Here is a 25,850-nt window from a genome sequence, read left to right as displayed (position 1 = left end):
TGGAAGCGCCACCCTAAACCAGTGGCCAATGAACTTTCAATATATTTGACACAAGTGACGCATACGGCATGGCTTGTTCGTTTTAATAAACATAGACTTTGGTTTTCTGACCACATACGCCGCAATTTCGGGGGGATAACAAAGATGAGCATCGCAAGCGTAGTCGACTTCAGCACTGCCAATACCCAGGCTGAGCGTTTTAGCCCGGCCCCGGAAAAGGTGCTCAAAGGCAGCCCCGAACAAGTTATCCACAACCACTACGACAGCCCCTGTGGGCAAATGAGCGCCGGGGTGTGGGAAGGGGCTGTAGGCCAGTGGACCGTCAATTACACCGAGCACGAATACTGCGAGATCGTGCAGGGCGTTTCCGTTTTGCGTGACCATGAAGGTAACGCCAAGACCCTGCGCGCCGGAGATCGCTTTGTCATCCCCGCGGGCTTCAAAGGGACATGGGAAGTGCTGGAGCCATGTCGGAAGATTTACGTCGTCTTTGAGAAAAAAGCCGAAGATAGCTGATCCAGAGCCTTCAAAAAGCCCTGCCACGCTTTGCTGGCGGGGCTTTTTTATGCCTGCCCTTCAAGGAAACGACTACAAATTCAGAAATACGTCGCCAGCACCTTTCGCGCCGACTTGGGCCAGTCTTGGAAGAACGCCGGGCACTTACGGAATGAGGCCCGCAGCGTTACTTCATTTATCTGAAAACAGGGAAGAACCATGTCCAGTCTGAATGCGTTGAAACGTTTGCTAGTGGCCAGCAGTGTCGTACTGGGGGTTTGCTCCACGCCCGCAATGGCTGAGCAGGGCGGCAAGTGCAAACAGGTTGCAATCAATTTTCTGGTTGCGCCTGAGGCCACGCCTGCACTGCTGGAGATGTTGCGCCGGGAGTCCGGTGCAACAGAGATTCGCGTCGAGGTGCCCGGCAAGGGCTATACCAAGGAGTACAACGCTGATCGTCTTCGCGTCATTGTCGACGAAAACAACCTGATGCAGAGCTTTATGTGCGGCTAAGGCTGAAAAGCGCGCACAAAAAAGGCCCGTATCGTGAGATATGGGCCTTTTTCGTAAGAAGAAAAACCAATTACTTGATTTTGGCTTCTTTGTAGATCACGTGCTTGCGAACCCGCGGATCGAATTTTTTGATTTCGATTTTGTCCGGAGTGGTGCGCTTGTTCTTATCAGTGGTGTAGAAATGGCCTGTACCAGCGCTCGACACCAAACGGATCAATTCACGCATGATTAGCTCCCTTAGATCTTGCCAGCACGGCGGATTTCGGCCAGCACGACAGTGATGCCACGCTTGTCGATGATACGCATGCCTTTAGCAGATACGCGCAGACGTACGAAACGTTTCTCTTCTTCAACCCAGAAGCGGTGATGCTGCAGGTTCGGCAGGAAACGACGACGGGTTTTGTTATTTGCGTGGGAAATGTTATTCCCAGTCACCGGACCCTTACCGGTAACTTGACAGACTCTCGACATGCCTCAGCCCTCTAAAACCACATGCCCAACCCGGCATGGGTTGGCCGCTTAATCTCTCAGTCATGGCGCCAGGCGCCGCGTTTCTTTAAGGGTCTTACCGGCTACACCTACAAACGCAGGAACCGGGCCCCTAGAAAAGAGCGCTGCTTTATACCAGAAAGACTAAAGAGCAACAACAAGCAGTGTGATTTGGTGTAATTAATGAAGCCGCCATTTTAACGCCAATCCACGCCGCGTCTATGCCTTGTGGCGTTTTACCGCTCGTCGCTGGGTGAAAGATTTAAGGTGCTAGCGCCATCTTGTAGCCGCTGCCGAAGGCTGCGATCAAGCGTGCAGCGATCGCGTTTTCACGATTATTCAAGGCCCTGCGGGCCTTGTCGCAGCCTTCGGCAGCGACGACAGGATGTCGAATGCCATTAAAAAGTAGTCATTTAGCAATCAGAACACTAGGGTAAGACTTTTCCAGACTGCACTTGCAGATGGGCCTCATCGACTTGTACAGGAAACAGATCATGCGCCTCGCTGCCGTCCCTTTTTTGCTCACCTTTTGCCTGAGCCCGCTGGTACAGGCGGCCACCTTGAGCGTTTGCACCGAGGCCAGCCCTGAAGGGTTCGACGTTGTGCAGTACAACTCGCTCAGCACCACCAATGCTTCGGCAGACGTGCTGATGAACCGCCTGGTGGACTTTGACGCCAAAGCCGCAAAGCTGGTGCCTTCACTGGCGCAAAGCTGGTCAGTGTCCCCTGACGGTCTTGTGTACGACTTCAAGCTGCGCCCCGGGGTCAAGTTCCACAACACGGCCTATTTCACGCCAAGCCGTGAATTGAATGCCGATGACGTGCGTTTCAGCTTCGAGCGCATGCTTGACCCCACCAACCCGTGGCACAAGGTGGCGCAAAGCGGTTTCCCCCATGCGCAGTCCTTGCAACTGCCCGAGCTGATCAAAACGATTGAAACACCCGACCCGCTGACCGTGCGCTTCACCCTCAGCCGCCCTGATTCGACCTTTCTGCCAGCACTGAGCATGGGCTTTGCCTCGATCTACTCAGCCGAATATGCCGACAAACTGATGAAAGCGGGCACGCCCGAGTTGATGAACAGCCAGCCGATCGGCACCGGGCCTTTCATCTTCAACCGTTTCCAGAAAGACGCCGTGGTGCGCTACAAGGCCAACCCAGACTACTTTGCCGGCAAGCCTGCGGTGGATGGGCTGATTTTTGCCATCACCCCTGATGCCAACGTGCGCCTGCAGAAGTTGCGTCGCAATGAATGCCAGATTGCCCTCTCGCCCAAGCCGCTGGACGTTGCAGCTGCCGCCAAGGATCCGGCATTGGCCGTGACACAAACCCCGGCCTTCATGACCGCGTTTGTGGCCATCAATAGCCAGCATCCGCCACTGGATAAACCCGAAGTTCGTCAGGCTATTAATCTGGCTTTCGACAAGGACACTTATCTCAAGGCCGTGTTTGAAAATGGCGCCCAGGCGGCCAACGGGATTTACCCGGCGACCACCTGGAGTTACGCCAAGGACTTGCCGGGGTATGCCCACGACCCGCAAAAAGCCCGTGAGTTGTTGGCCAGGGCGGGGCTGAAAGACGGTTTCAAAACCACGATCTGGACGCGCCCGACAGGCAGCGTGCTCAACCCAAACCCGAGCCTTGGAGCGCAGTTGCTGCAGGCTGACCTGGCCAAGGTGGGCATCCAGGCCGATATCCGCGTAATCGAGTGGGGTGAGTTGATCCGTCGCGCCAAGGCGGGCGAGCATGACCTGCTGTTTATGGGCTGGGCGGGCGATAACGGTGACCCGGACAACTTCCTCACGCCGCAGTTTTCCTGTGCGGCAGTGAAGTCCGGGACCAACTTTGCGCGCTATTGCGACAAGACCCTGGACGGCTTGATCAGCCAGGGCAAAACCCTGACCGACCAGGACAAACGCAGCGCGTTGTATCAAAAGGCGCAAGCGCAGATCCAGCAACAAGCGCTGTGGCTACCGCTGGCCCATCCAACGGCCTACGCACTGACCCGTAAAGACGTACAGGGATATCAGGTAAGTCCGTTTGGGCGTCAGGACTTTTCAACAGTCAGCGTTAAGCCCTGAGCCTTACATCCAGCCGCGTTCGACCATCGAAAGCGGCTGGCCGTCGCCGACTATAAAGTGATCCAGCACCCGCACTTCGATCAGGTCCAGCGCCTGGATCAGACGCCTGGTCAACGTGCGGTCAGCCTGGCTGGGTTCGCTGATGCCGGAGGGATGGTTGTGGCAGAAAATCACCGCTGCGGCATTATGCGCCAGGGCGCGCTTGACCACTTGGCGCGGGTAGACGCTGGCGCTGTCTATCGAGCCCCTGAAAAGCACTTCAAAGGCCAGCATGCGGTGCCGGGTGTCCAGAAACAGGCAGCCAAACACTTCGTGCGGCTCATGACGCAGCAAGGCCTTGAAATAGTCGCGTACGGCTTGTGGGCTCTCTAGCGCGCTTTCGCGGCGCAAGCGTTCGGCCAGATGGCGGCGGCTCATTTCCAGTACGGCCTGCAACTGGCTGAACTTGGCCGGGCCCAGCCCAAGCTGGCGACAGAAGGCACGCAGATCAGCTTCGAGCAAGGCCCGCAGGCTGCCAAACTCGCTGAGCAGATGGCGCGCCAGATCGACTGCACTTTTGCCCGAAACCCCGGTGCGCAAGAAGATTGCCAGCAGTTCGGCGTCGGAAAGACTGCCGGATCCATGTTGCAAAAGCTTCTCCCGCGGACGCTCCGCCGCAGGCCAATCTCGAATGCTCATAACACCTCCTTGTGAGTGGGCGCCGCTGTTCCCTGGCAGGCGCTGTGTTATCTTAGCCCATCATTTTTGCGCGGCATTTGGCCATTTTCTGCGCAGTCATCATCGAACTAAAAGGCAGGCCTATGCAGCGGCTGTATCGAAAACGCATTGTCTTGGGCGTCGGCGGCGGCATCGCGGCTTACAAGAGTGCAGAGCTGGTTCGCCGTCTCCTGGACCAAGGCGCGGAAGTACGGGTTGTCATGACCCGCGGCGGCAGCGAATTCATCACCCCCCTGACCATGCAGGCGTTGTCCGGGCACCCCGTTCACCTGGATTTGCTCGACCCTGCGGCTGAAGCGGCCATGGGGCATATCGAGCTGGCCAAGTGGGCCGACCTGGTACTGATTGCACCTGCAACCGCTGACCTGATCGCCCGCCTGGCCCAGGGCCTGGCCAATGACCTGCTGACCACCCTGGTGCTGGCTACGGACGCCACGGTTGCCATCGCGCCGGCGATGAACCAGGCCATGTGGCGCGACCCGGCCACCCAGGCCAATACCCGACTGCTCGAAAGCCGCGGCCTGCGCGTGTTTGGCCCGGCGTCTGGCAGTCAGGCCTGTGGTGACGTGGGCTTTGGCCGCATGCTCGAAGCCGATGATCTGGTGCACTGCGCCGCCGAGTGTTTCCAGCGCCAGCTGCTGACCGGCAAGCATGTGCTGATTACTGCCGGGCCGACCCAGGAAAACATCGACCCGGTGCGTTACATCACCAACCACAGCTCGGGCAAAATGGGCTTCGCCCTGGCCGAAGCAGCGGTGGAAGCCGGTGCCCGCGTGACCCTGATCACCGGCCCGGTACACCTGCCGACTCCGGATCGCGTCACCCGCATCGACGTGGTAAGCGCCCGTGACATGCTCGCAGCCTGTGAAGCGGCGATCCCCTGTGACGTGTTTATCGCGTCCGCTGCGGTTGCAGACTACCGCCCGGAAGTCGTTGCCCCGCAAAAACTCAAGAAAGACCCTACCAAGGGTGACGGCCTGCTGCTGCAGATGGTGCGCAATCCAGACATTCTGGCCACTATTGCTTCACGCCCTGACCGCCCTTTCAGTGTTGGTTTTGCTGCAGAAACCGAGCACTTGCTCGATTACGCAGCACGCAAGCTCAAAGACAAAAACCTCGACCTGATTGTTGCCAACGATGTGGCCAACCCCAGCATCGGCTTCAACAGCGAAGAGAACGCCTGCAGCGTGATTGATCGCGAACTGCACGCCACCGTATTTGCCCAGACCAGCAAGGGCAAGATTGCCCGCCAGCTGGTCACTTTTATCGCCGAACGTCTGAACCAGGTTTAACTCGTATGCACGCTTTGCAAGCCAAGATCCTCGACCCACGCATTGGTAACGAATTCCCGTTGCCGCAGTACGCCACCCCGGGCTCTGCCGGCCTCGACCTGCGCGCCATGCTTAAAGAAGACACCGTTCTGGAGCCGGGCCAGACCCTGCTGATCCCTACCGGCCTGTCGGTGTACATCGGCGACCCGGGGCTTGCTGCCCTGATCCTGCCGCGTTCGGGCCTGGGCCATAAACATGGCATCGTGCTGGGGAACCTGGTCGGCCTGATCGACTCTGATTACCAGGGCGAGCTGATGGTGTCGTGCTGGAACCGTGGCCAGACCGCCTTCAACATCACCATCGGCGAGCGTATCGCTCAGCTGGTACTGGTGCCGGTGGTACAAGCACACTTTGAACTGGTCGAAGAATTCGACGAAAGCCAGCGCGGCGCTGGCGGTTTTGGTCACTCCGGCAAGCTCTGATTTTGTATTACAAGGCCAGGCGTCCTGCCTGGCCTTTCACGCATACCCGAACCCCTCTGAACATGGAGTCTCCCCTACAATGAGTAGCCCAGCTTCGGTCGCACCGAAATTCCCTGACAGCATTTTTCGCGCCTACGATATTCGTGGCGTGGTGCCGGAAACCTTGACGGCTGAAACCGCGTACTGGATAGGCCGTGCGATTGGCGCCGAGAGCCTGGCCAAGGGCGAGCCTCATGTGTCGGTAGGTCGGGACGGGCGCCTGTCAGGCCCTGAGCTGGTCGAGCGCCTGATCCAGGGTGTGGCAGACAGTGGTTGCCAGGTCAGTGATGTAGGGCTGGTACCTACACCTGCGCTGTATTACGCGGCTAACGTATTGGCCGGCAAGTCGGGGGTAATGCTCACAGGCAGCCATAACCCGTCGAACTACAACGGTTTTAAAATCGTGATCGCGGGCGATACGCTGGCCAACGAACAAATTCAGGCATTGCATACACGCCTGAAAACCAACGACCTGACTTGGGGCGAAGGCAGCATCGAACGCGTGGATATCCTGTCGCGCTACGCCGATGTAATTGCCCGTGATATCAAGCTGGCCAAGCCCTTGAAGGTAGTGGTCGATTGCGGCAACGGCGCTGCAGGCGTGATTGCACCGCAACTGATAGCAGCGCTGGGCTGTGAAGTGATTCCGTTGTTCTGTGAGGTGGACGGCAACTTCCCCAACCATCACCCGGACCCGGGCAAGCCGGAAAACCTCGTGGATCTGATTGCCAAGGTCAAGCAAACCAATGCCGATGTCGGGCTGGCCTTTGATGGTGATGGCGATCGCGTGGGCGTGGTGACCAACACGGGAACCATGGTGTTCCCGGACCGCCTGCTGATGCTGTTCGCCCAGGATGTACTGGAGCGCAACCCGGCCGCCGAGATCATTTTCGATGTGAAATGCACACGTCGCCTGGCCCCCTGGATCGAAGAATGTGGCGGCCGCCCGCTGATGTGGAAAACCGGCCACTCCCTGATCAAGAAAAAGATGAAAGAAACCGGCGCCCTGCTGGCTGGCGAAATGAGCGGACATATCTTTTTCAAAGAGCGCTGGTTCGGTTTTGACGACGGCATCTATAGCGCTGCACGCCTGCTGGAGATCCTCAGCAAGCGCCAGGTAACTGCTGAAGCACTGTTTGAGACCTTCCCGAACGATATTTCCACACCTGAAATCAATATCGATGTGACGGACGAGAGCAAATTCAGCATCATTGAGGCCCTGCACGATGCCCAATGGGGCGAAGCCGCCGAGCTGACGACCATTGATGGCGTGCGGGTTGACTACCCTCATGGCTGGGGCCTGGTTCGCGCCTCCAACACCACCCCGGTGCTGGTACTGCGATTCGAGGCCGAAACCGAGGCCGAACTGCAACGCATCAAGGATGTCTTTCACGCTCAATTGCAGCGTGTGGCACCTGATCTCCAACTACCGTTTTGACCGACTTGTTCTACCGGAGCCCTGAATGACCCTCGAACGTGATGCCGCCTCCAACGTCGCCAAGGTTTTGTCCGAAGCGCTGCCCTATATTCGCCGTTACGTCGGCAAGACGCTGGTGATCAAGTACGGCGGCAACGCTATGGAAAACGATGACCTGAAAACCGGCTTTGCCCGTGACATCGTGCTGATGAAGGCCGTGGGTATCAACCCGGTCGTGGTCCACGGTGGCGGCCCGCAAATCGGTGATCTGCTCAAGCGTTTGTCCATCGAGAGCCATTTTATCGACGGTATGCGCGTGACCGACTCGCAAACCATGGATGTGGTGGAAATGGTGCTGGGCGGCCATGTGAACAAGGAAATCGTCAACCTGATCAACCGTCACGGCGGCAGCGCCATCGGCCTGACCGGTAAGGACGCGACGCTGATTCGTGCCAAAAAAATGGTCGTGACCCGTCAGACGCCAGAAATGACCAAGCCGGAAATCATCGACTTCGGTCATGTGGGCGAGGTCATCGACATCAACACCGACCTGCTGCACATGCTGACCAAGGGTGATTTCATCCCGGTGATTGCGCCGATCGGCGTGGGCGCCAATGGTGAGTCCTACAACATCAACGCCGACTTGGTGGCGGGCAAGGTTGCCGAAGCCCTCAAGGCCGAGAAACTGATGCTGCTGACCAATATCGCCGGTTTGATGGACAAGGAAGGCAAGGTACTGACCGGCCTGACGACCGCTCAGGTGGATGACCTGATCGCCGACGGCACCATTTATGGTGGCATGCTGCCAAAAATCCGCTGCGCGCTGGAAGCTGTGCAAGGTGGCGTGACCACGGCGCATATTGTCGACGGTCGCGTACCAAATGCCGTACTGCTGGAAATCTTCACCGATACCGGTGTAGGTACGCTGATTACCAATAGCAAACCGGCTTAAGCAGAACTAAAAAGCCCCGCCCGGAGTGATCCGGGCGGGGCTTTTTTATGGGCGGGGGATTAAATCCCGTACTGCGCCCGGTACGCCTCAACGGCTGGCAGGTATTGCTTGAGCGTTTCGTCTTCGGCCAGGTATTGCAGCACCTGATTCAACGAAACGATGCTGATTACCGGAATGCCGAAGTCGCGCTCGACTTCCTGGATCGCCGACAGCTCGCCGTTGCCGCGTTCCTGACGGTTGAGGGCAATCATCACGCCGGCCGCCTTGGCGCCCTGGGCCTGGATGATCTGCATCACCTCACGGATAGCGGTACCGGCCGTGATCACGTCGTCGATGATCAGGATATCGCCTTCCAGCGGCGAGCCAACCAGGCTGCCGCCTTCGCCGTGAGCCTTGGCTTCCTTGCGGTTGAAGCACCACGGCAGGTCGCGGTCGTGGTGTTCGGCCAGTGCCACGGCAGTGGTCGCCGCCAGGGGGATGCCCTTGTAGGCCGGGCCAAAGAGCACGTCGAAGGAAATGCCGCTGTCAACGATGGCCGCCGCATAGAAGCGCCCCAGCTGGGCCAGGGCGGAACCGGTGTTGAACAGGCCGGCATTGAAGAAGTAAGGACTGGTGCGCCCGGACTTCAGGGTGAACTCACCGAAGCGCAGTACGCCGCGATCGATGGCAAAACGGATGAAGTCGCGCTGATACGCTTGCATGAAAAAGGCCCCAGATACCACGGATTTAGCTAATTGGTAAGACGGCGTGTATCATACACGCACGAGATTTTTGGGGCCATTTATGCGGATCATCAGTGTGAACGTCAATGGTATTCAGACGGCAGTCGAGCGCGGTTTGCTCAGTTGGCTGCAAGCTCAGAATGCCGACGTTATCTGCCTGCAGGACACCCGTGCCTCCGCCTTTGAACTGGACGATCCAGCCTACCAGCTCGATGGCTACTTTCTTTATGCCTGTGACGCCGAAGTTCCTGCCCAAGGTGGTGTGGCTTTGTACTCGCGGTTGCAGCCGAAAGCAGTCATCACCGGGCTTGGCTTCGAGACGGCCGATCGCTACGGGCGCTACCTGCAAGCCGATTTCGATAAGGTCAGCATCGCGACCTTGCTGCTCCCTTCGGGGCAGAACGGCGATGAAGACTTGAATCAAAAATTCAAGCTAATGGACGACTTTGCGCGCTATCTCGACAAGCAGCGTCGCAAGCGTCGTGAGTACATCTACTGCGGCTCGCTGTATGTGGCGCAGCAGAAACTCGACATTAAAAACTGGCGCGACAGCCAGCAATCGCCTGGCTTCCTGGCGCCTGAACGGGCCTGGATGGATGAGATTGTCGGCAACATGGGCTATGTCGATGCCCTGCGTGAAGTCAGTCGTGAAGGCGACCAGTACAGCTGGTGGCCGGACAACGAACAGGCCGAGATGCTGAATCTGGGCTGGCGTTTCGACTACCAGTTGCTGACACCGGGCCTGCGCCGCTTTGTACGAAGCGCTCGCATGCCGCGTCAGCCACGCTTCTCGCAACACGCGCCATTGATCGTGGACTACGACTGGACACTGACTATCTAAGTGTTTTTTCGCAGTTAAAAAAAGGCCCGTATCGGAAGATACGGGCCTTTTTTGTACACAACCCATTGTGGTGGCGGGTAATGTGGGAGCGGGCTTGCCCGCGATGGCATCAACGCGGATTACCAGACAGACCGCCTCGTTTGCATCGCGAGCAAGCCCGCTCCCACAAGGCAGGTGTGTTACTTGAGCGGCCGCCAGGTGAAGGGGTAACGATAAGCCACCCCGTCATTGGCCTTGACCCCGGCAATCACCACCAGCACCACCGCACCGATCAGCACCAGGCCCAGCAGCGCAAAGCCGATCAGCACGAACATCAGCACATAGCAAATGGCCGAGGCTATCGCCACGGTGATCTGGAAGTTCATCGCTTCCTTGCCCTGATCGTCGATAAAGGGATCGCTCTCGCGCTTTACCTGCCACAGGATCAGCGGGCCGATCAGGCTGCCAAACGGAAACCACATCCCCAGGAACGCCGAGAAATGACAGAACATGGCCCATTTGCGAGCGTCGCGGCTCGGTCCAGGTTTTGAAAGATCCAGTTCGCTCATGAGATTCTCCAAGTGCTAAGCGTTGGTTCAGGCAATCAGTCAGCCAGTGCCGCTTGTTGCAGGGCAAAAATTTCGTTCATGCCTTTCTGCGCCAGTGCCAGCATGGCGTTCAGCTCTTCAGGCTGGAACGGCGCGCCTTCGGCGGTACCCTGAACTTCAATGAAACCGCCACTGCTGGTCATCACCACGTTCAGGTCGGTTTCAGCGGCCGAATCTTCAGGATAGTCCAGGTCAAGGACCGGTACGCCTTGATACATGCCGACCGATACCGCTGCGATCATTTGTTTGATCGGATCGCCGCCCTTGAGGCCGCCACGCTTCTTGATGATTTTCAGGGCGTCGACCAGGGCAACCATTGCACCGGTGATCGAGGCAGTGCGGGTGCCGCCATCAGCCTGGATCACGTCGCAGTCGACGTACAGGGTGATATCGCCCAGCTTGGACATGTCCAGTGCAGCACGCAGGGAGCGGCCGATCAGGCGCTGGATTTCCAGGGTACGCCCGCCTTGCTTGCCACGGCTGGCTTCACGCTGGTTACGGTCGCCGGTGGCGCGTGGCAGCATGCCGTATTCGGCAGTCAGCCAGCCCTGGCCCTGGCCTTTGAGGAAGCGCGGTACGCCATTCTCGACGCTGACGGTGCAGATGACTTTGGTGTCACCGAACTCGACCAGTACAGAACCCTCTGCGTGTTTGGTGTAGTTGCGGGTGATGCGGATCGGGCGGAGCTGATCGGCAACGCGACCACTTGGACGTTTCATGTGGGATACCTGTACGGGACGGAAAACTGCCGAGCATTATAAAGGAAAGGGCATGGCCGCGCAGGGCGCGTCGGTGGACGCCGGCGCGGAACGGCGGTGAAACGTATTTACGACCGACGCCATTTGGGGCAGTTGCCCGCACTGCGTTACAATCTGTCGTCTAACTTGCCGCCAGGCTTAACTCATCCAATCGCGAGGTACCGTCCATGGTGCACAGCATGACCGCCTTTGCCCGCGTAGAAAGCGCCGGCACTCAGGGCACCCTGAGTTGGGAGCTGCGTTCGGTCAACAGCCGCTACCTGGAGCCGCACCTGCGTCTGCCTGAATCTTTCCGTGATCTCGAGGGTGCGGTGCGTGAAGCGCTGCGCCAGGGCATTTCCCGGGGCAAGCTGGAATGCACCTTGCGTTTCACGGAAGAAACCACTGGCAAGCCGCTGCAGGTTGACCGCGAACGTGCCGCACAACTGGTGGCCGCCGCCGAGACCATCGCCAGCCTGATCAAGCAGCCTGCCGCGCTCAACCCGCTGGAAGTACTGGCCTGGCCCGGTGTTCTGGTGGCCGACGCCAGCGACCCGCAAGCCTTGAACACCCAGGCCCTGGCGCTGTTCAAGCAAGGCCTGCAAGAACTGAAAAACGGCCGTGAGCGCGAAGGCGCGGAACTGGCCCGCTTGATCAGCGATCGCTTGACTGCCATTGAAAGCGATGTTGAAACCCTGCGCGAGCTGGTGCCGCAAATGCTCGCCACCCAGCGGCAAAAGGTCCTCGACCGTTTTGCCGACATGAAGGCCGAGCTGGACCCGCAGCGTCTCGAGCAGGAAATGGTCATGCTCGCGCAAAAGAGCGACGTGGCCGAAGAGCTGGACCGCCTGAGCACCCATATTCTTGAAGTACGTCGCGTACTCAAGTCAGGGGGTGCTGCCGGGCGACGTCTGGACTTCCTGATGCAAGAACTGAATCGCGAGGCCAATACCCTGGGCTCCAAGGCATTCGATCCACGCAGCACCCAAGCGGCGGTCAACCTCAAGGTGTTGATCGAGCAGATGCGTGAACAAGTACAGAATATTGAGTAAGGCATCCCCTGACATGACCCACAGCACTGGCACCCTTTATATCGTTTCTGCCCCTTCAGGCGCAGGCAAGACCAGCCTGGTCAAGGCCTTGATCGACGTTGAGCCGCAGATCCGGGTATCGGTTTCGCACACTACCCGCGCCATGCGTCCGGGCGAGGTCAATGGCGTGAACTATCACTTCGTCGAGCGCGAAGAGTTCGTCAAAATGATCGAGCACGGTGACTTCCTGGAACGTGCCGAGGTGTTCGGCAACCTCTACGGCACCTCGCAAAGCCACCTGCAGCAGACCCTGGATGAAGGCCATGACCTGATTCTGGAAATCGACTGGCAAGGTGCCGAGCAGGTACGCAAGCTGATGCCCCAGGCGCGCTCGATCTTTATCCTGCCGCCAAGCCAGGAAGCCTTGCGCCAGCGCCTGGACAACCGTGGCCAGGACAGCGACGAAATCATTGACGCCCGCATGCGCGAAGCCGTGAGCGAAATGAGCCACTATGTGGACTATGACTACCTGATCATCAACGACGATTTCGCCCTGGCCCTTGAAGACCTCAAGGCCATTTTCCGCGCCAATCGCCTGCAGCAAAAGCGCCAGCAACAGCGTTTTGGCAAATTGCTGGCCGAACTGCTTGGTTAATGAACACTTCCCAAAACCCCTGTAAGGGCTTTACATTGGTGCTTACAGAGGTTTTTGGAGCAGTGGCCGAAAAATCAGCGCTTCCCTAATGGCTGGTGATTTTTTAAACTGTTCAGTCCGCTCGCCCATCCGGGCAGCGCGCATATTGCATTTGCTACGAGGAAGACCATGGCCCGCGTAACCGTTGAAGACTGTCTAGAACACGTGGATAACCGCTTTGAGCTGGTCATGCTCTCTACCAAGCGTGCCCGTCAACTGGCCACCGGCGGTAAAGAGCCTCTGGTGCAGTGGGAAAACGACAAGCCTACCGTTGTTGCCCTGCGCGAAATCGCAGAAGGCCTGATGAGCTACGAGTTTATCGCCAACGCTGAAATCGTCGAAGACGAACCGCTGTTCGCAGCGTTCGAGGACGAGTCCAACGAGGCGAACTAAGCCTATGCCCGGTCGACGTAGCACGGCGAAGGGTAAAAAGTTTTGGCAGGAGGTTTCCTCATGCCGAGCATAGACGCCCTCGCCGATCGCTTGTCGGCGTACCTCGGCCCGGACCAGGTCAATCTGGTCCGCCGGGCGTACTTCTACGCAGAACAAGCCCACGACGGCCAACGCCGACGCAGCGGCGAGCCTTATGTCACGCACCCGCTGGCAGTGGCCAATATCCTTGCCGACATGCATATGGACCATCAGAGCCTGATGGCGGCCATGCTGCATGACGTGATTGAAGACACCGGTATTGCCAAGGAAGCGCTGGTAGCGCAGTTCGGCGAAACCGTGGCCGACCTGGTCGATGGCGTCAGCAAGCTGACGCAGATGAACTTCGAAACCAAGGCCGAAGCCCAGGCAGAAAACTTCCAGAAGATGGCCATGGCCATGGCACGCGACATCCGCGTGATCCTGGTGAAGCTGGCTGACCGTCTGCACAACATGCGTACCCTCGAAGTGCTGTCCGGCGAAAAACGCCGACGGATTGCCAAGGAAACCCTGGAAATCTACGCACCCATCGCCAATCGGCTGGGTATGCACAGCATTCGTATCGAATTCGAAGACCTCGGTTTCAAGGCGATGTACCCGATGCGCTCTGCGCGCATTTATCAGGCGGTCAAGCGTGCCCGGGGCAATCGCAAGGAAATCGTCAACAAGATTGAAGAATCGCTCAGCCACTGTCTGGCCATCGACGGCATTCAGGGTGAAGTCAGCGGTCGTCAAAAGCACATCTACGGCATCTACAAGAAGATGCGCGGCAAGCGCCGTGCCTTTAACGAGATCATGGATGTTTACGCATTCCGGATCATCGTCGACAAGGTCGACACCTGCTACCGCGTACTGGGCGCTGTACATAATTTGTACAAACCCCTGCCGGGCCGGTTCAAGGACTACATCGCCATTCCCAAAGCCAACGGCTATCAGTCGTTGCATACCACGTTGTTTGGCATGCATGGCGTACCGATCGAGATCCAGATCCGTACCCGTGAAATGGAAGAAATGGCCAACAACGGCATCGCTGCCCACTGGCTGTACAAATCCAGTGGCGACGAGCAGCACACGGGCACCCATGCCCGGGCGCGGCAATGGGTCAAGGGCGTGCTGGAAATGCAGCAACGCGCCGGCAACTCCCTGGAATTTATCGAAAGCGTGAAGATCGACCTGTTCCCGGACGAGGTCTACGTGTTCACGCCCAAGGGCCGGATCATGGAGCTGCCCAAAGGCTCCACGGCCGTCGACTTTGCCTACGCGGTTCACACCGACGTCGGCAACAGCTGTATCGCCTGCCGGATCAACCGTCGCCTCGCGCCGCTGTCCGAGCCGCTGCAAAGCGGCTCCACGGTCGAGATCGTCAGCGCTCCCGGCGCCCGCCCCAACCCGGCCTGGCTCAACTTTGTGGTCACTGGCAAGGCGCGCACGCACATTCGCCATGCCCTCAAGCTGCAGCGCCGCTCCGAGTCGGTCAACCTGGGCGAACGCCTGCTGAACAAAGTACTCAACGGTTTCAACAGCGCCCTGGACAAGATCCCGGCCGAGCGCGTGCAGGCCATGCTCCAGGAATACCGCCTGGAACAGATCGAAGACCTGCTCGAAGACATCGGCCTGGGCAATCGCATGGCCTATGTGGTGGCTCGACGCCTGTTGGGCGAAGGCGAAGCGTTGCCCAGCCCCGAAGGCCCGCTGGCGATCCGCGGCACCGAAGGCTTGGTGCTCAGCTACGCCAAATGCTGTACGCCGATCCCGGGGGACCCGATCGTCGGCCATTTGTCTGCAGGCAAAGGCATGGTCGTGCACCTGGACAACTGCCGCAATATCAGTGAAATCCGCCACAACCCCGAAAAGTGCATCCAGCTATCGTGGGCCAAGGACGTTACCGGCGAATTCAACGTTGAATTGCGCGTCGAACTGGAACACCAGCGCGGCCTGATTGCGCTGCTGGCCAGCAGCGTCAACGCTGCCGACGGCAACATCGAAAAGATCAGCATGGACGAACGCGATGGTCGCATCAGCGTGGTCCAACTGGTGGTCAGCGTGCACGACCGTGTGCACCTGGCTCGCGTGATCAAAAAACTGCGCGCCCTTACCGGGGTCATACGCATCACTCGCATGCGTGCGTAGCCATCTAATTACAAGGAGTCACCCATGTCCAAGACTGTTATCACCAGCGACAAGGCACCTGCTGCAATCGGTACTTATTCTCAGGCGATCAAAGCTGGCAATACTGTCTACATGTCCGGTCAAATCCCTCTGGACCCAAAAACCATGGAACTGGTTGAAGGCTTTGAAGCCCAGACCATTCAGGTTTTCGAAAACCTGAAGTCGGTTGCTGAAGCCGCAGGTGGTTCGTTCAAGGACATCGTCAAGCTGAACATCTTCCTGACTGACCTGAGCCACTTCGCCAAGGTCAACGAGATCATGGGCACCTACTTCGAACAGCCGTACCCGGCCCGCGCCGCCATCGGCGTTGCAGCCCTGCCAAAGGGTTCGCAGGTAGAGATGGACGCTATCCTGGTTATTGAGTAACACCCCCCGGCGCAGCGTCTTCATGCTGCGCCAACCCCCGCTCTTCCCGGCTTCAAAAGGATCCCACCATGCGCAAAGCGCTCGTGTTGTCACTGCTCGCCATTGTCTTGGGTGGTTGTGCCAGCGAACCCGCCCGCCGCGACATCAGTGGTGTCTGGATCAACCAGGCCGCAATCGATGCAGCTGCCAATGGCGGCAACCTGCGCGAAGCCCTGCTGGCTTATGGGCCGAACCTGGAATGGGACATCGACGTCAAAAACGCCACCGCCCACTACACCAACGGCTTTGAGTCAGTTGAAGGCAAGCTGCTGCCTGCGGATGATGGCATGTGGCAGGTCAGCTTTTATGGCAGCAGTTCCACCGACTTGAGCCTGGAGGGCGAAACGCTGGTCCAGGCCGAAACGGATGCAGAACCGCGCCAGCCTTTTGTGCGCTCGCAGGTCAAGGTTGCAAGCGATGCGCCATTAGGCACGAGCTTTGAAACGGCGCTCAACGCCGCCTACCTGGGTGGCCAGTGGCGTGTGGTCAGCGGTGCGGGCAAGGGCAATCAGGTGACGTTCTCGGCAGACGGCCAGGTGACGGGGCTGACCAACACCCAGAATTATGTGCTGTGCCTGGCGGGCGATTGCGCATCGATGAGCGGCGAGTACGACAGCCTCTGGCTGCAGCAAGGTGAAACGGGTGCGGCGCACATTTTTGTTCGCGATGGCCGCAAGCTGGAAATCTTCCAGGCGCTGGACGCCTCGGCGCCAGACGACATGCCTCAGTTCTACCCGGGCAAGCTTGAATGGTCGCTGGAGAAACTGTAAGCCAACCTAATCCCCTGACCTGTGGGAGCGGGCTTGCTCGCGATAAGATCGCCGCGATTTTTCTTTCAAACCGCGCCGCCTGAATCGCGAGCAAGCCCGCTCCCACAAGACCACTCTCAGGCCTGCTAGCCCAAAACCGCTGCATAGCCCTCACGGTAACTCGAATAGCGCGGCTCCCAGCCCAGCGCCTTGGCGCGGGCGTTGCTGCAGCGCTTGCTGCCTGCCCGCCGCACGCTCGCTTCGGCAGCCCATTCGGTAATGCCCAAACGCTCACGCAACCAGTCCACCACCTCTGCCAAAGGTGCCGGTGCGTTATCCACACCTATATAGCAATCATCCAGCGCCTTGCCCTGGCGATCCGCCTCAAGCAGAAAGGCCAAAAGCCCCGCCGCATCATCGGCATGGATACGGTTGCCATACAGCGGCGGCTCAACCGCCACGCGATAGCCTTTGCGCACTTGCCCCAGCAGCCACTCACGACCCGGCCCGTAGATCCCGGTCAGGCGTACCGCACTGGCAGCAATGCCACTATCCAGCGCCACCCGTTCGGCATCCAGGATGATCCGGCCCGAGTAGTTGGTGCTCAGGGCGGGTGATGTTTCGTCGATCCACTCCCCGTCTTTTTGGGCGTAAACGCCGCTACTGGAGACAAACAACAGGCGCTTGGGCTGTTGGCCATGCTGCTTGAGCCAGGCCAGGGTGTTTTTCAGGCCGTCTACATACGCCGCCTGATAACCCGCTTCGTCATGCTCGGTCGCCGCCGCGCTGTACACCACATAGTCGGTCGGGCCGGTTGGCCATTGTGCCGGGCATTGCTCACTGAACAAGTCGCCCGCCACACCGATAACCCCCGTGGGTAAACGCTCGATGGAGCGGCGCAGGCCATAGACCTGCCAGTGCGCGTCGAGCAGTTGAGTAGCCAGGCGGCTACCGACATCACCGCACCCGACGATCAATACAGAGGCTTTGGACATCGTAAAAATCCTAATGAAAAGTTACAAAACGACGTGATTTGACACGACCAAAGTCGTGACTTTCGAAAAAAACAGATGCTATTGCTTTTGTTAACAAGAATTACTTGCAATAATAACCCATCATTTTGCCCTTGGTCTTACACCGCGTTGTAGGGCATTACCTCATTACTTTCTCAGGTCCGGCTAGCATGACACGCAATCATCCCACCGCTTCGCCAACCCAGCCTTTGAGCCCAACACGCGTCTGGCGTGGGGTTGCGGCGCTGATGTTCAGCTTGATGTTGGCACCTGTCGCGGCCTTTGCCGACGAGCCTGCTACCCCGGCCGTACACGCGGCCACCGAAGCAGCGGCCCCGGCACCTGTCGCTGCACCAGGTGCGACTGATCCTACACTGGTAGAGGGCGCAACCGCTCCCGCCGATGACGCACCGCAAATCGTTGCCGAAGAAGACAACAGCCTGGGCATGGCCCATGACCTGTCGCCTTGGGGCATGTATAAAAACGCAGACATCATCGTCAAAATCGTCATGATCGGCCTGGCTATTGCTTCGATCATCACCTGGACGATCTGGATTGCCAAAGGCTTTGAAGTGCTGGGCGCCAAGCGTCGTCTGCGCAGCGAAATCGCCCAACTGAAAAAAGCCCGCACCTTGAAAGAAGCCAGCGAAACGGCTGGCAAAGAAGGCACCCTGGCCCACCTGCTGGTGCAGGACGCCCTTGAAGAAATGCGCCTGTCGGCCAACAGCCGTGAGAAAGAAGGCATCAAGGAACGTGTGAGCTTCCGTCTTGAGCGTCTGGTTGCAGCGTGCGGTCGCAATATGAGCAGCGGCACCGGCGTACTGGCCACCATCGGTTCCACAGCACCGTTCGTCGGTCTGTTCGGTACCGTATGGGGCATCATGAACAGCTTTATCGGTATCGCCAAAACCCAGACCACCAACCTGGCCGTGGTTGCGCCGGGTATTGCCGAAGCCCTGTTGGCCACGGCATTGGGTCTGGTTGCTGCGATCCCTGCGGTCGTGATTTACAACGTCTTCGCCCGCTCCATCACCGGCTACAAGGCCCAGGTGGCGGATGCGTCTGCTGAAGTGTTGCTGTTGGTTAGCCGTGACCTCGATCACCTGCCGCCCGAGCGCAGCTCGCAACCGCACATGGTGAAAGTGGGGTAATCGGCCATGGGCCTGCATTTAAAAGAAGGCGATGACGATCTCGCCGAGAACCATGAAATCAACGTCACCCCCTTTATTGACGTGATGCTGGTACTGCTGATCATCTTCATGGTGGCAGCACCGCTGGCCACTGTGGATATCAAGGTTGACCTGCCTGCTTCCAGCGCCAAGCCGGCGCCTCGGCCCGAGAAACCCGTGTTTCTCAGCGTCAAGGCTGACCAGCGCCTGTACCTGGGCGAAGAGCCGGTCACGGTTGAAGCCCTGGGCCCGACCCTGGATGCCAGGACCCACAACAACAAAGACACGACGATCTTCTTCCAGGCCGACAAGGGCGTGGACTACGGCGACCTGATGAGCGTGATGGATGCTTTGCGCGCAGCCGGTTACTTGAAGGTAGGTCTGGTCGGACTTGAGACGGCAGCCAAGAAATGACCATAGCGCGCCAAAAGATGACGCGTTACGCAATCAGCCTGGCCGCGGTGTTGGCCATCCATGCAGTAGCAGTGGCTCTTATGCTGCAATGGTCCAACCCGCGGACAATCGAACTTCCGCCGCAAGCGATGATGGTTGATCTGGCACCGTTGCCAGCACCGCCACCGCCAGCGCCGCCCAAAGTGGTGACACCACCACAACCCCCGGCGCCGGTGGAAGAGTTGCCGATACCCAAGCTGGCCGAAGCGCCTAAACCGAAGATTTCTGTACCCAAACCGGTCAAGCCCAAGCAAAAGCCGCAACCGCCCAAGCCTGTGGAAAAACCGGACCCGGTCAAAGAGAAGCCTTCAGAAGAAAAACCGAGCGACGCAACGCCGACCAAGAACACCAGCGAGAAGTCCGCTGCACCGGCCCCCGGGCCGTCGGCGCAACAACTGGCTGCCAAGGCCAGCTGGGAAGGTACGCTGCTCAATCACCTGGGCAAGTACAAGAAGTACCCGCCTGCTGCGCAATCCCGTGGCAAGGAAGGCCTGAACCGTCTGCGCTTCGTGGTGGACGCTGAAGGCAAGGTGCTGTCCTACGAGCTGGTAGGGCGTTCGGGTAACGCTGATCTGGACCGGGCCACCCTGGAAATGATCCGCCGGGCACAACCGTTGCCCAAGCCGCCGCCTGAAATGCTGACCAATGGCAGTATCGAGATCGTGGCACCCTTCGTTTATTCCATCGATAAGCGTCGGCGCTAACACCACAAAAGGCACCCCAGGGTGCCTTTTGTGCATCTGGGGTCTGGATAAAAAACCAGTTATAGCGTGATTGGCGACTGTAGCTCTGAGGGCAATGTCTGATAACGTGCGTCTATCGATTGCTGCCGCTATGCTTGGCCCGCAACCAAAGGGACGCCCGCTATGACGCTTACAGAATTACGCTACATCGTTACCCTCGCCCAAGAGCAGCACTTCGGCCATGCAGCCGAACGTTGCCATGTCAGCCAGCCGACCCTGTCGGTGGGTGTGAAAAAACTGGAAGACGAACTCGGTGTGCTGATTTTCGAGCGCAGCAAAAGCGCGGTGCGCGTCACGCCGGTGGGTGAAGCCATCGTGGCTCAGGCGCAAAAAGTGCTTGAGCAGGCCCAGGGCATTCGTGAACTGGCCCAGGCCGGCAAAAACCAGCTGACGGCTCCGCTCAAAGTGGGGGCGATCTACACCGTAGGCCCGTACCTGTTCCCGCACCTGATCCCGCAACTGCACCGGGTCGCCCCGCAGATGCCGTTGTATATCGAAGAAAACTTCACCCATGTGCTGCGCGACAAACTGCGTAACGGTGAGCTGGACGCGATCATTATCGCCCTGCCGTTCCATGAAGCCGACGTGCTGACCCTGCCGCTGTACGACGAGCCGTTTTATGTGCTGATGCCCAGCGAGCACCCGTGGACCAAAAAAGACACCATCGACGCCAGCCTGCTCAACGACAAGAGCCTGCTGTTGCTGGGTGAAGGCCACTGCTTCCGCGACCAGGTACTGGAAGCCTGCCCGACCGTGGCCAAAGGCAATGATGGCGCCATGCACACCACGGTGGAGTCCAGCTCGCTGGAAACCATCCGTCATATGGTGGCATCTGGCTTGGGTATCTCGATCCTGCCGTTGTCGGCCGTGGACAGCCATCACTATGCCCCGGGCATTCTGGCCGTGCGCCCGCTGACCCCGCCGGTACCGTTTCGCACCGTGGCCATCGCCTGGCGCGCCAGCTTCCCGCGGCCCAAGGCAATTGAAATCCTCGCGGACTCGATCCGCCTGTGCTCGGTGGCCAAGCCACCTGCCGCGACCTAAGTGCCCGTGCGATGACCGAGTTGTCGAACGTGTCGGTCACCGCGCTCAAGGGCGTCGGTGAGGCTATGGCCGAGAAACTGGCCAAGGTCGGGCTGGAGAACGTCCAGGACGTGCTGTTCCATTTGCCCTTGCGTTATCAGGACCGCACCCGCGTGGTGCCGATTGGCGCCTTGCGCCCCGGTCAGGATGCGGTGGTCGAAGGCCGGGTCATTGGTGCCGACGTGGTCATGGGCAAGCGTCGCAGCTTGCTGGTGCGCATCAACGATGGCACCGGCGGCCTGAGCCTGCGCTTCTACCACTTCAGCAATGCGCAAAAGGAAAGCCTCAAGCGCGGCACCGAGGTGCGTTGCTATGGCGAGGCCCGCCCCGGCGCCTCGGGGCTGGAGATCTACCACCCCGAGTACCGCGCCATTACCGGCGATGAGCCACCACCCGTCGACACCACCCTGACGCCGATCTACCCCACCACCGAAGGCCTGACCCAACAGCGTTTGCGCCAGCTCAGCCAGCAGAGCCTGGCCATGCTCGGCCCGCGCAGCCTGCCCGATTGGCTGCCGCCGGAGCTGGCCAAGGACTATCAGCTGGCCCCGCTGGATGCAGCCATCCGCTACCTGCATCAGCCCCCCGCCGATGCCGACGTTGAAGAACTCGCCCTGGGCCATCACTGGGCCCAGCACCGGCTGGCCTTTGAGGAGCTGCTGACGCACCAACTGTCGCAGCAGCGCCTGCGTGAGAGCTTGCGCTCGCAACAAGCCCCGGCGCTGCCCAAGGCAAAGAAATTGCCAGTGCAGTTCCTCGCCAACCTGGGCTTCCCCCCGACGGGCGCACAGACCCGCGTCGGTAACGAGATTGCCTACGACCTCAGCCAGCCCGAACCCATGCTGCGCCTGATCCAGGGCGACGTGGGTTCCGGCAAGACCGTGGTCGCGGCGATGGCGGCCCTGCAGGCGCTTGAAGCGGGCTATCAGGTGGCCCTGATGGCGCCCACGGAAATCCTCGCCGAGCAACACTTCATCAACTTCAAGCGCTGGCTCGAGCCTTTGGGCCTTGAAGTAGCGTGGCTGGCCGGCAAGCTCAAGGGCAAGGCCCGGGTCAGTGCGCTGGAGCAAATCGCCAGCGGCGTGCCGATGGTGGTTGGCACCCACGCCCTGTTCCAGGACAACGTGCAGTTCAAGAACCTGGCGCTGGTGATCATCGACGAGCAGCACCGCTTCGGCGTGCAGCAACGCCTGGCCCTGCGCAACAAGGGCGTCGGCGGAGTGATGTGCCCGCACCAGTTGATCATGACCGCCACGCCGATCCCGCGCACCCTGGCCATGAGCGCCTATGCCGACCTCGACACCTCGATCCTCGACGAGCTGCCGCCGGGCCGTACCCCAGTCAACACAGTGCTGGTGGTCGATACCCGGCGCCTGGAGGTAATTGAACGGGTGCGCGCCGCCTGTGCCGAAGGGCGCCAGGCCTATTGGGTCTGCACCTTGATCGAAGAATCCGAGGAGATGACCTGTCAGGCAGCTGAAACCACCTTTGAGGATCTTTCCAGCGCCTTGGGCGAGCTGCGCGTCGGCCTGATCCACGGGCGCATGAAAGCGGCAGAAAAAGCCGAAGTCATGGCCCGGTTCAAGGCCGGCGAGCTGCAACTGCTGGTGGCCACCACGGTGATTGAAGTGGGGGTCGACGTGCCCAACTCCAGCCTGATGATCATCGAAAACCCCGAGCGCCTCGGCCTGTCCCAGCTGCACCAGTTGCGCGGGCGCGTAGGTCGGGGCAGCGCCGTCAGCCATTGCGTGCTGCTGTATCACCCGCCGCTGTCACAAATCGGCCGTCAGCGCCTGGGCATCATGCGCGAGACCAACGATGGCTTTGTGATCGCCGAAAAAGACCTCGAACTGCGCGGCCCCGGCGAAATGCTCGGCACCCGCCAGACCGGTCTTCTGCAATTCAAGGTCGCCGACCTGATGCGCGACGCCGACCTGCTGCCCGCCGTGCGCGAGGCCGCCCAGGCGTTGATCGAACGCTGGCCCGGCCATGTCAGCCCCCTGCTTGATCGCTGGCTGCGCCACGGTCAGCAATATGGTCAGGTGTAAAAGACCATTCAGTAAATGGCCCGGCGGCCGATCAAGAGCTAATCAAAATCGAGTTGTACAGAACGGATGCAGACCATGACTGAAGTTGCCAGTGCCCTTGCTGCTGCAAGCACGCCATCTGTTATCGGGCGCTTGCTCGGTGACCTGGCTGTTGCCTATCGCAAAGTCCCGGATCACCCGGGGCTCGACCCTGCGCGCAAGGTGCATGCCGTACTGCTCGACGATTCGATCGGCCCCCTGCTGGTGCTGTTCACCCAGAACCATTTACTGGATCTTAACCGCCTGGCCGACTTGACCGGGCGGCGCATGACCGCCGTTGCGCCGGAACGCCTGCAGGTGCTGCTGGACAAGCATGGCCTGAGCCAGCTGCCGGGCTTGCCGGCGCTGGTCAACTCGCCCTGCCTGTACGAAGAACAGTTGCTGCAACAACCCTCACTGCTGATCAGCACGGGCGAACCGGACCTGTGGCTGGAGATTGCCCAGCAAGACTTCAAGCCCCTGCTCAAAAATGCCAGCGCCGGCCGTTTTGGCGAGCCCCTGGGCGCCATCACACCTGATCTCGGCGGGGACGATGGCGAGGCCATTACCCGGGCGGTGCAGGCCTTCACGGCGCGGCGCATCCAGCAACGGCTGGAGGCGACCATCGAACTGCCACCGCTGACCGAGAGCGTGCGCAGAATCATGCGGCTGCGCTCCGACCCTGATGTGACCATCGATGAAATCACCAGCGTGGTCGAAACTGACCCGGCGCTGGCGGCGCAGGTCATGAGTTGGGCATCGTCATCGTTTTACGCCTCGCAGAGCAAGATTCGCTCGGTCGAAGACGCCATTGTGCGCGTGCTGGGGGTTGATCTGGTGATCAACCTGGCACTCAGCCTGTCGCTGGGCAAAACACTGAGCCTGCCCAAGGACCACCCGCAATCGAGTACTCCTTACTGGCAGCAGTCGATCTACACCGCGGCGGTGATTGAAGGGCTGACCCGGGCCATGCCCCGGGAGCAGCGCCCCGAAGTCGGCATGACTTATCTGGGCGGGTTGCTGCACAACTTTGGTTACCTGCTGCTGGCCCATGTGTTCCCGCCACATTTCTCGCTGATCTGCCGTCATCTTGAGGTCAACCCTCATGTCAGCCACAGCCTGATCGAGCAGCATCTGTTGGGTATCAGCCGTGAACAGATGGGCGCCTGGCTGATGCGCTTCTGGGGGATGCCGGATGAGTTGGCGATTGCCGTACGCTATCAACACGACCCGGCTTATGTGGGGGTGGATGCGCAGTATCCGAACCTGGTGTGCGTAGCCCTGGGCTTGTTGCGCAGCCGCGGAATCGGGCACGGGGCTTGTGCGCCGTTGCCGGATGCGTTGTTCGAACGTCTTGGCGTGCCACGAGAAAAGGCTGAGGCGGTGGTGGGCAAAGTATTGGAAGCTGAAGTGCTGCTGCGCGAGATGGCGGCGCAGTTCGGTCAGGCTTGAATCACTGAAAGCCCCTCACCCTGGCCCTCTCCCGGAGGGAGAGGGTTGGGGTGAGGGGCATTTGACCTTAAACCTTGGCCTTTTTACGCGGCTTGAGGTACTTGGTCAGGCCCTGGAACCAGATCACCAGCGCCGGATTGCCCTTGATCTGAATCGACTTGTCCTGAATCCCGGTCATAAACGCCAGTTGCTTGTTTTTTGCCTGCAGCGTGGCGAAGCCGTAGGCGGCATCTTTAAAGGCGATGGCAAACGCCGGCTCCGGGTACAGGCCGCCGTGGCTGGTGATGCGCTGGTCTTTGACCTTGAAATGACGGGCCACTTTGCCGTCGAGGGTTTGCAGCTGGAACACCAGATCCTTGTCCACCAACTGTTGCTGGAAAGCAGGATTGTTGCGGCTGGCTTTGCCCATCAGAAAGCCCAGCATCCAGAGCAGAAAACGAAATTTCATTTACGCGGCCTCGGGGAATTAAAAAATGGCCGGCGCAGTGTAACGATTTGAGCGAAGAACGCCATATTTCTGAATAGATAGGCGCAGATGGGCTGGATTTTGCCACTTATGGCCGCACAATCGACCCGTGCTTTATCAAGAATGGGCTGCTGGCAGGGCCAGCTTGCCCATTCTTCATGCCGCCAGCGCCTTAAGGGTTCACGCTGTCCTTGAGGAACTTGCCCGGCTTGAACGCGACCGTGTTGCTGGCCTTGATGGTGACCGGCTGACCGGTTTGCGGGTTTTGCCCCGTACGGGCACCGCGATGGCGCTGGATAAAGGTGCCAAAGCCGACCAGCGTGACGCTGTCCTTGCGATGCAGGGCCTGGGTGATTTCTTCCAGCACTGCATTAAGAACGCGGTTGGCTTGCTCTTTGGTTAGGTCGGCCTTTTCAGCGATAGCTGCGGCGAGATCGGGTTTACGCATGATGAAGCCTCTTTGACGGTTTTTTGTTGTTATGTCCGTGCTGCTCTCTACGGAACAGCGCCCAAGGCGCCGCAGGCTCTAAACTGCGGCAGACCGGTGTGAGAATGGCACGCGGCCAAGGTCGGCGCCAGCCTCTG

At 59.4% G+C, this 25,850-nt stretch carries 28 protein-coding genes and 1 pseudogene; 20 read left to right on the top strand and 9 right to left on the bottom strand.

The window, feature by feature from the left end; genetic code table 11:
* The first annotated feature begins 144 nt into the window (after positions 1-144).
* A complete protein-coding gene (locus BFC21_RS19485) occupies positions 145-516 on the top strand; it encodes a cupin domain-containing protein (RefSeq protein ID WP_088378681.1) in 372 nt (123 codons plus the stop codon).
* Between the two features lie 198 nt (positions 517-714).
* Positions 715-1,008 carry an I78 family peptidase inhibitor gene (locus tag BFC21_RS19480; protein ID WP_088378680.1) on the top strand — a complete coding sequence of 98 codons (294 nt, stop codon included), beginning with the start codon at positions 715-717 and terminating at the stop codon, positions 1,006-1,008.
* A gap of 70 nt (positions 1,009-1,078) precedes the next feature.
* Here the strand turns inward: BFC21_RS19480 and rpmG are convergent, their stop codons facing one another.
* Both rpmG and rpmB read right to left on the bottom strand, forming a co-directional pair.
* A complete protein-coding gene (gene rpmG / locus BFC21_RS19475; protein ID WP_003437824.1) occupies positions 1,079-1,234 on the bottom strand; it encodes a 50S ribosomal protein L33 in 156 nt (51 codons plus the stop codon).
* A gap of 11 nt (positions 1,235-1,245) precedes the next feature.
* Positions 1,246-1,479 (bottom strand): 50S ribosomal protein L28, encoded by a 234-nt coding sequence (gene rpmB / locus BFC21_RS19470; protein ID WP_019410280.1) that lies wholly within the window; start codon positions 1,477-1,479, stop codon positions 1,246-1,248.
* Between the two features lie 512 nt (positions 1,480-1,991).
* On the opposite strand from rpmB, the gene BFC21_RS19465 reads away from it, so the two are divergent.
* Positions 1,992-3,578: an ABC transporter substrate-binding protein gene (locus BFC21_RS19465; protein ID WP_088378679.1), complete on the top strand. Its 1,587-nt coding sequence runs from the start codon at positions 1,992-1,994 to the stop codon at positions 3,576-3,578.
* Between the two features lie 3 nt (positions 3,579-3,581).
* Here the strand turns inward: BFC21_RS19465 and radC are convergent, their stop codons facing one another.
* Positions 3,582-4,256: a DNA repair protein RadC gene (gene radC, locus BFC21_RS19460; RefSeq protein ID WP_016782692.1), complete on the bottom strand. Its 675-nt coding sequence runs from the start codon at positions 4,254-4,256 to the stop codon at positions 3,582-3,584.
* Between the two features lie 122 nt (positions 4,257-4,378).
* On the opposite strand from radC, the gene coaBC reads away from it, so the two are divergent.
* The 4 genes and pseudogenes from coaBC to argB all read left to right on the top strand — a co-directional run bounded on the left by coaBC (position 4,379) and on the right by argB (position 8,456).
* The gene (coaBC, locus tag BFC21_RS19455) at positions 4,379-5,587 is read left to right on the top strand and encodes a bifunctional phosphopantothenoylcysteine decarboxylase/phosphopantothenate--cysteine ligase CoaBC (protein WP_016782693.1); all 1,209 of its coding nucleotides are present in this window, start codon (positions 4,379-4,381) and stop codon (positions 5,585-5,587) included.
* 5 nt (positions 5,588-5,592) lie between these two features.
* On the top strand, positions 5,593-6,048 hold the full coding sequence (gene dut, locus BFC21_RS19450) for a dUTP diphosphatase (RefSeq protein ID WP_016782694.1): 456 nt from the start codon (positions 5,593-5,595) through the stop codon (positions 6,046-6,048).
* A gap of 100 nt (positions 6,049-6,148) precedes the next feature.
* Positions 6,149-7,525 (top strand): annotated as a pseudogene (locus BFC21_RS19445) (phosphomannomutase/phosphoglucomutase); the annotation flags it as partial.
* Positions 7,526-7,550: 25 nt separating this feature from the next.
* Positions 7,551-8,456 (top strand): acetylglutamate kinase, encoded by a 906-nt coding sequence (gene argB / locus BFC21_RS19440; RefSeq protein ID WP_016782696.1) that lies wholly within the window; start codon positions 7,551-7,553, stop codon positions 8,454-8,456.
* A gap of 59 nt (positions 8,457-8,515) precedes the next feature.
* Here the strand turns inward: argB and pyrE are convergent, their stop codons facing one another.
* Positions 8,516-9,157, bottom strand: a complete 642-nt coding sequence (gene pyrE / locus BFC21_RS19435; protein WP_016782697.1) for an orotate phosphoribosyltransferase — start codon at positions 9,155-9,157, stop codon at positions 8,516-8,518.
* 82 nt (positions 9,158-9,239) lie between these two features.
* Here pyrE and BFC21_RS19430 point away from each other — a divergent pair, with 82 nt between their 5' ends.
* Entirely contained in the window at positions 9,240-10,019 is a 780-nt protein-coding gene (locus tag BFC21_RS19430; RefSeq protein WP_016782698.1) for an exodeoxyribonuclease III, read from the top strand.
* 179 nt (positions 10,020-10,198) lie between these two features.
* Here BFC21_RS19430 and BFC21_RS19425 read toward each other — a convergent pair whose 3' ends face one another.
* Both BFC21_RS19425 and rph read right to left on the bottom strand, forming a co-directional pair.
* Complete coding sequence (locus BFC21_RS19425; RefSeq protein ID WP_016782699.1) at positions 10,199-10,567, bottom strand: DUF4870 domain-containing protein; 369 nt, start codon at positions 10,565-10,567, stop codon at positions 10,199-10,201.
* Between the two features lie 35 nt (positions 10,568-10,602).
* Positions 10,603-11,325: a ribonuclease PH gene (rph, locus tag BFC21_RS19420; protein ID WP_016782701.1), complete on the bottom strand. Its 723-nt coding sequence runs from the start codon at positions 11,323-11,325 to the stop codon at positions 10,603-10,605.
* Positions 11,326-11,531: 206 nt separating this feature from the next.
* On the opposite strand from rph, the gene BFC21_RS19415 reads away from it, so the two are divergent.
* From BFC21_RS19415 to BFC21_RS19390, 6 genes are all read left to right on the top strand, one after another.
* Positions 11,532-12,395 (top strand): YicC/YloC family endoribonuclease, encoded by an 864-nt coding sequence (locus BFC21_RS19415; RefSeq protein ID WP_088378678.1) that lies wholly within the window; start codon positions 11,532-11,534, stop codon positions 12,393-12,395.
* A 13-nt stretch (positions 12,396-12,408) separates the two neighbouring features.
* Complete coding sequence (gene gmk / locus BFC21_RS19410) at positions 12,409-13,029, top strand: guanylate kinase (RefSeq protein WP_016782706.1); 621 nt, start codon at positions 12,409-12,411, stop codon at positions 13,027-13,029.
* A 168-nt stretch (positions 13,030-13,197) separates the two neighbouring features.
* The gene (gene rpoZ / locus BFC21_RS19405; protein WP_016782707.1) at positions 13,198-13,461 is read left to right on the top strand and encodes a DNA-directed RNA polymerase subunit omega; all 264 of its coding nucleotides are present in this window, start codon (positions 13,198-13,200) and stop codon (positions 13,459-13,461) included.
* A 60-nt stretch (positions 13,462-13,521) separates the two neighbouring features.
* Positions 13,522-15,627 carry a bifunctional GTP diphosphokinase/guanosine-3',5'-bis pyrophosphate 3'-pyrophosphohydrolase gene (spoT, locus tag BFC21_RS19400; protein ID WP_016782708.1) on the top strand — a complete coding sequence of 702 codons (2,106 nt, stop codon included), beginning with the start codon at positions 13,522-13,524 and terminating at the stop codon, positions 15,625-15,627.
* 24 nt (positions 15,628-15,651) lie between these two features.
* Complete coding sequence (locus BFC21_RS19395; protein ID WP_016782709.1) at positions 15,652-16,032, top strand: RidA family protein; 381 nt, start codon at positions 15,652-15,654, stop codon at positions 16,030-16,032.
* Positions 16,033-16,100: 68 nt separating this feature from the next.
* Positions 16,101-16,841 (top strand): hypothetical protein, encoded by a 741-nt coding sequence (locus BFC21_RS19390; RefSeq protein ID WP_088378677.1) that lies wholly within the window; start codon positions 16,101-16,103, stop codon positions 16,839-16,841.
* Between the two features lie 125 nt (positions 16,842-16,966).
* On the opposite strand, the gene BFC21_RS19385 is transcribed toward BFC21_RS19390, so the two are convergent.
* Positions 16,967-17,815 (bottom strand): NAD-dependent epimerase/dehydratase family protein, encoded by an 849-nt coding sequence (locus BFC21_RS19385; RefSeq protein ID WP_088378676.1) that lies wholly within the window; start codon positions 17,813-17,815, stop codon positions 16,967-16,969.
* A gap of 188 nt (positions 17,816-18,003) precedes the next feature.
* Here BFC21_RS19385 and exbB point away from each other — a divergent pair, with 188 nt between their 5' ends.
* The 6 genes from exbB (at position 18,004) to BFC21_RS19355 (ending at position 24,799) form a co-directional block, all read left to right on the top strand.
* Complete coding sequence (exbB, locus tag BFC21_RS19380) at positions 18,004-18,984, top strand: tonB-system energizer ExbB (RefSeq protein WP_088378675.1); 981 nt, start codon at positions 18,004-18,006, stop codon at positions 18,982-18,984.
* Between the two features lie 6 nt (positions 18,985-18,990).
* A complete protein-coding gene (gene exbD / locus BFC21_RS19375) occupies positions 18,991-19,416 on the top strand; it encodes a TonB system transport protein ExbD (protein WP_016782713.1) in 426 nt (141 codons plus the stop codon).
* The gene (locus BFC21_RS19370) at positions 19,413-20,159 is read left to right on the top strand and encodes an energy transducer TonB (protein WP_088378674.1); all 747 of its coding nucleotides are present in this window, start codon (positions 19,413-19,415) and stop codon (positions 20,157-20,159) included. Before exbD ends, BFC21_RS19370 begins: the two co-directional genes overlap by 4 nt.
* A gap of 162 nt (positions 20,160-20,321) precedes the next feature.
* Positions 20,322-21,242, top strand: coding sequence for a hydrogen peroxide-inducible genes activator (locus BFC21_RS19365; protein WP_016782715.1), 921 nt, complete (start codon positions 20,322-20,324; stop codon positions 21,240-21,242).
* 11 nt (positions 21,243-21,253) lie between these two features.
* Entirely contained in the window at positions 21,254-23,329 is a 2,076-nt protein-coding gene (gene recG / locus BFC21_RS19360; RefSeq protein ID WP_095004046.1) for an ATP-dependent DNA helicase RecG, read from the top strand.
* A gap of 75 nt (positions 23,330-23,404) precedes the next feature.
* Positions 23,405-24,799 carry an aminoacyl-tRNA deacylase and HDOD domain-containing protein gene (locus tag BFC21_RS19355; RefSeq protein ID WP_177342597.1) on the top strand — a complete coding sequence of 465 codons (1,395 nt, stop codon included), beginning with the start codon at positions 23,405-23,407 and terminating at the stop codon, positions 24,797-24,799.
* Between the two features lie 67 nt (positions 24,800-24,866).
* On the opposite strand, the gene BFC21_RS19350 is transcribed toward BFC21_RS19355, so the two are convergent.
* Entirely contained in the window at positions 24,867-25,247 is a 381-nt protein-coding gene (locus tag BFC21_RS19350; protein WP_016782718.1) for a hypothetical protein, read from the bottom strand.
* A 190-nt stretch (positions 25,248-25,437) separates the two neighbouring features.
* Positions 25,438-25,713: an HU family DNA-binding protein gene (locus BFC21_RS19345; RefSeq protein WP_016782719.1), complete on the bottom strand. Its 276-nt coding sequence runs from the start codon at positions 25,711-25,713 to the stop codon at positions 25,438-25,440.
* Between the last annotated feature and the right edge of the window lie 137 nt (positions 25,714-25,850).

The sequence above is a fragment of the Pseudomonas sp. TMW 2.1634 genome, from assembly GCF_001703595.1.
GTDB classification, from domain to species: domain Bacteria; phylum Pseudomonadota; class Gammaproteobacteria; order Pseudomonadales; family Pseudomonadaceae; genus Aquipseudomonas; species Aquipseudomonas fragi.
The sequence above is the reverse complement of the archived record's forward strand: the minus strand, read 5'-3'. Positions and strand labels throughout refer to the sequence as shown.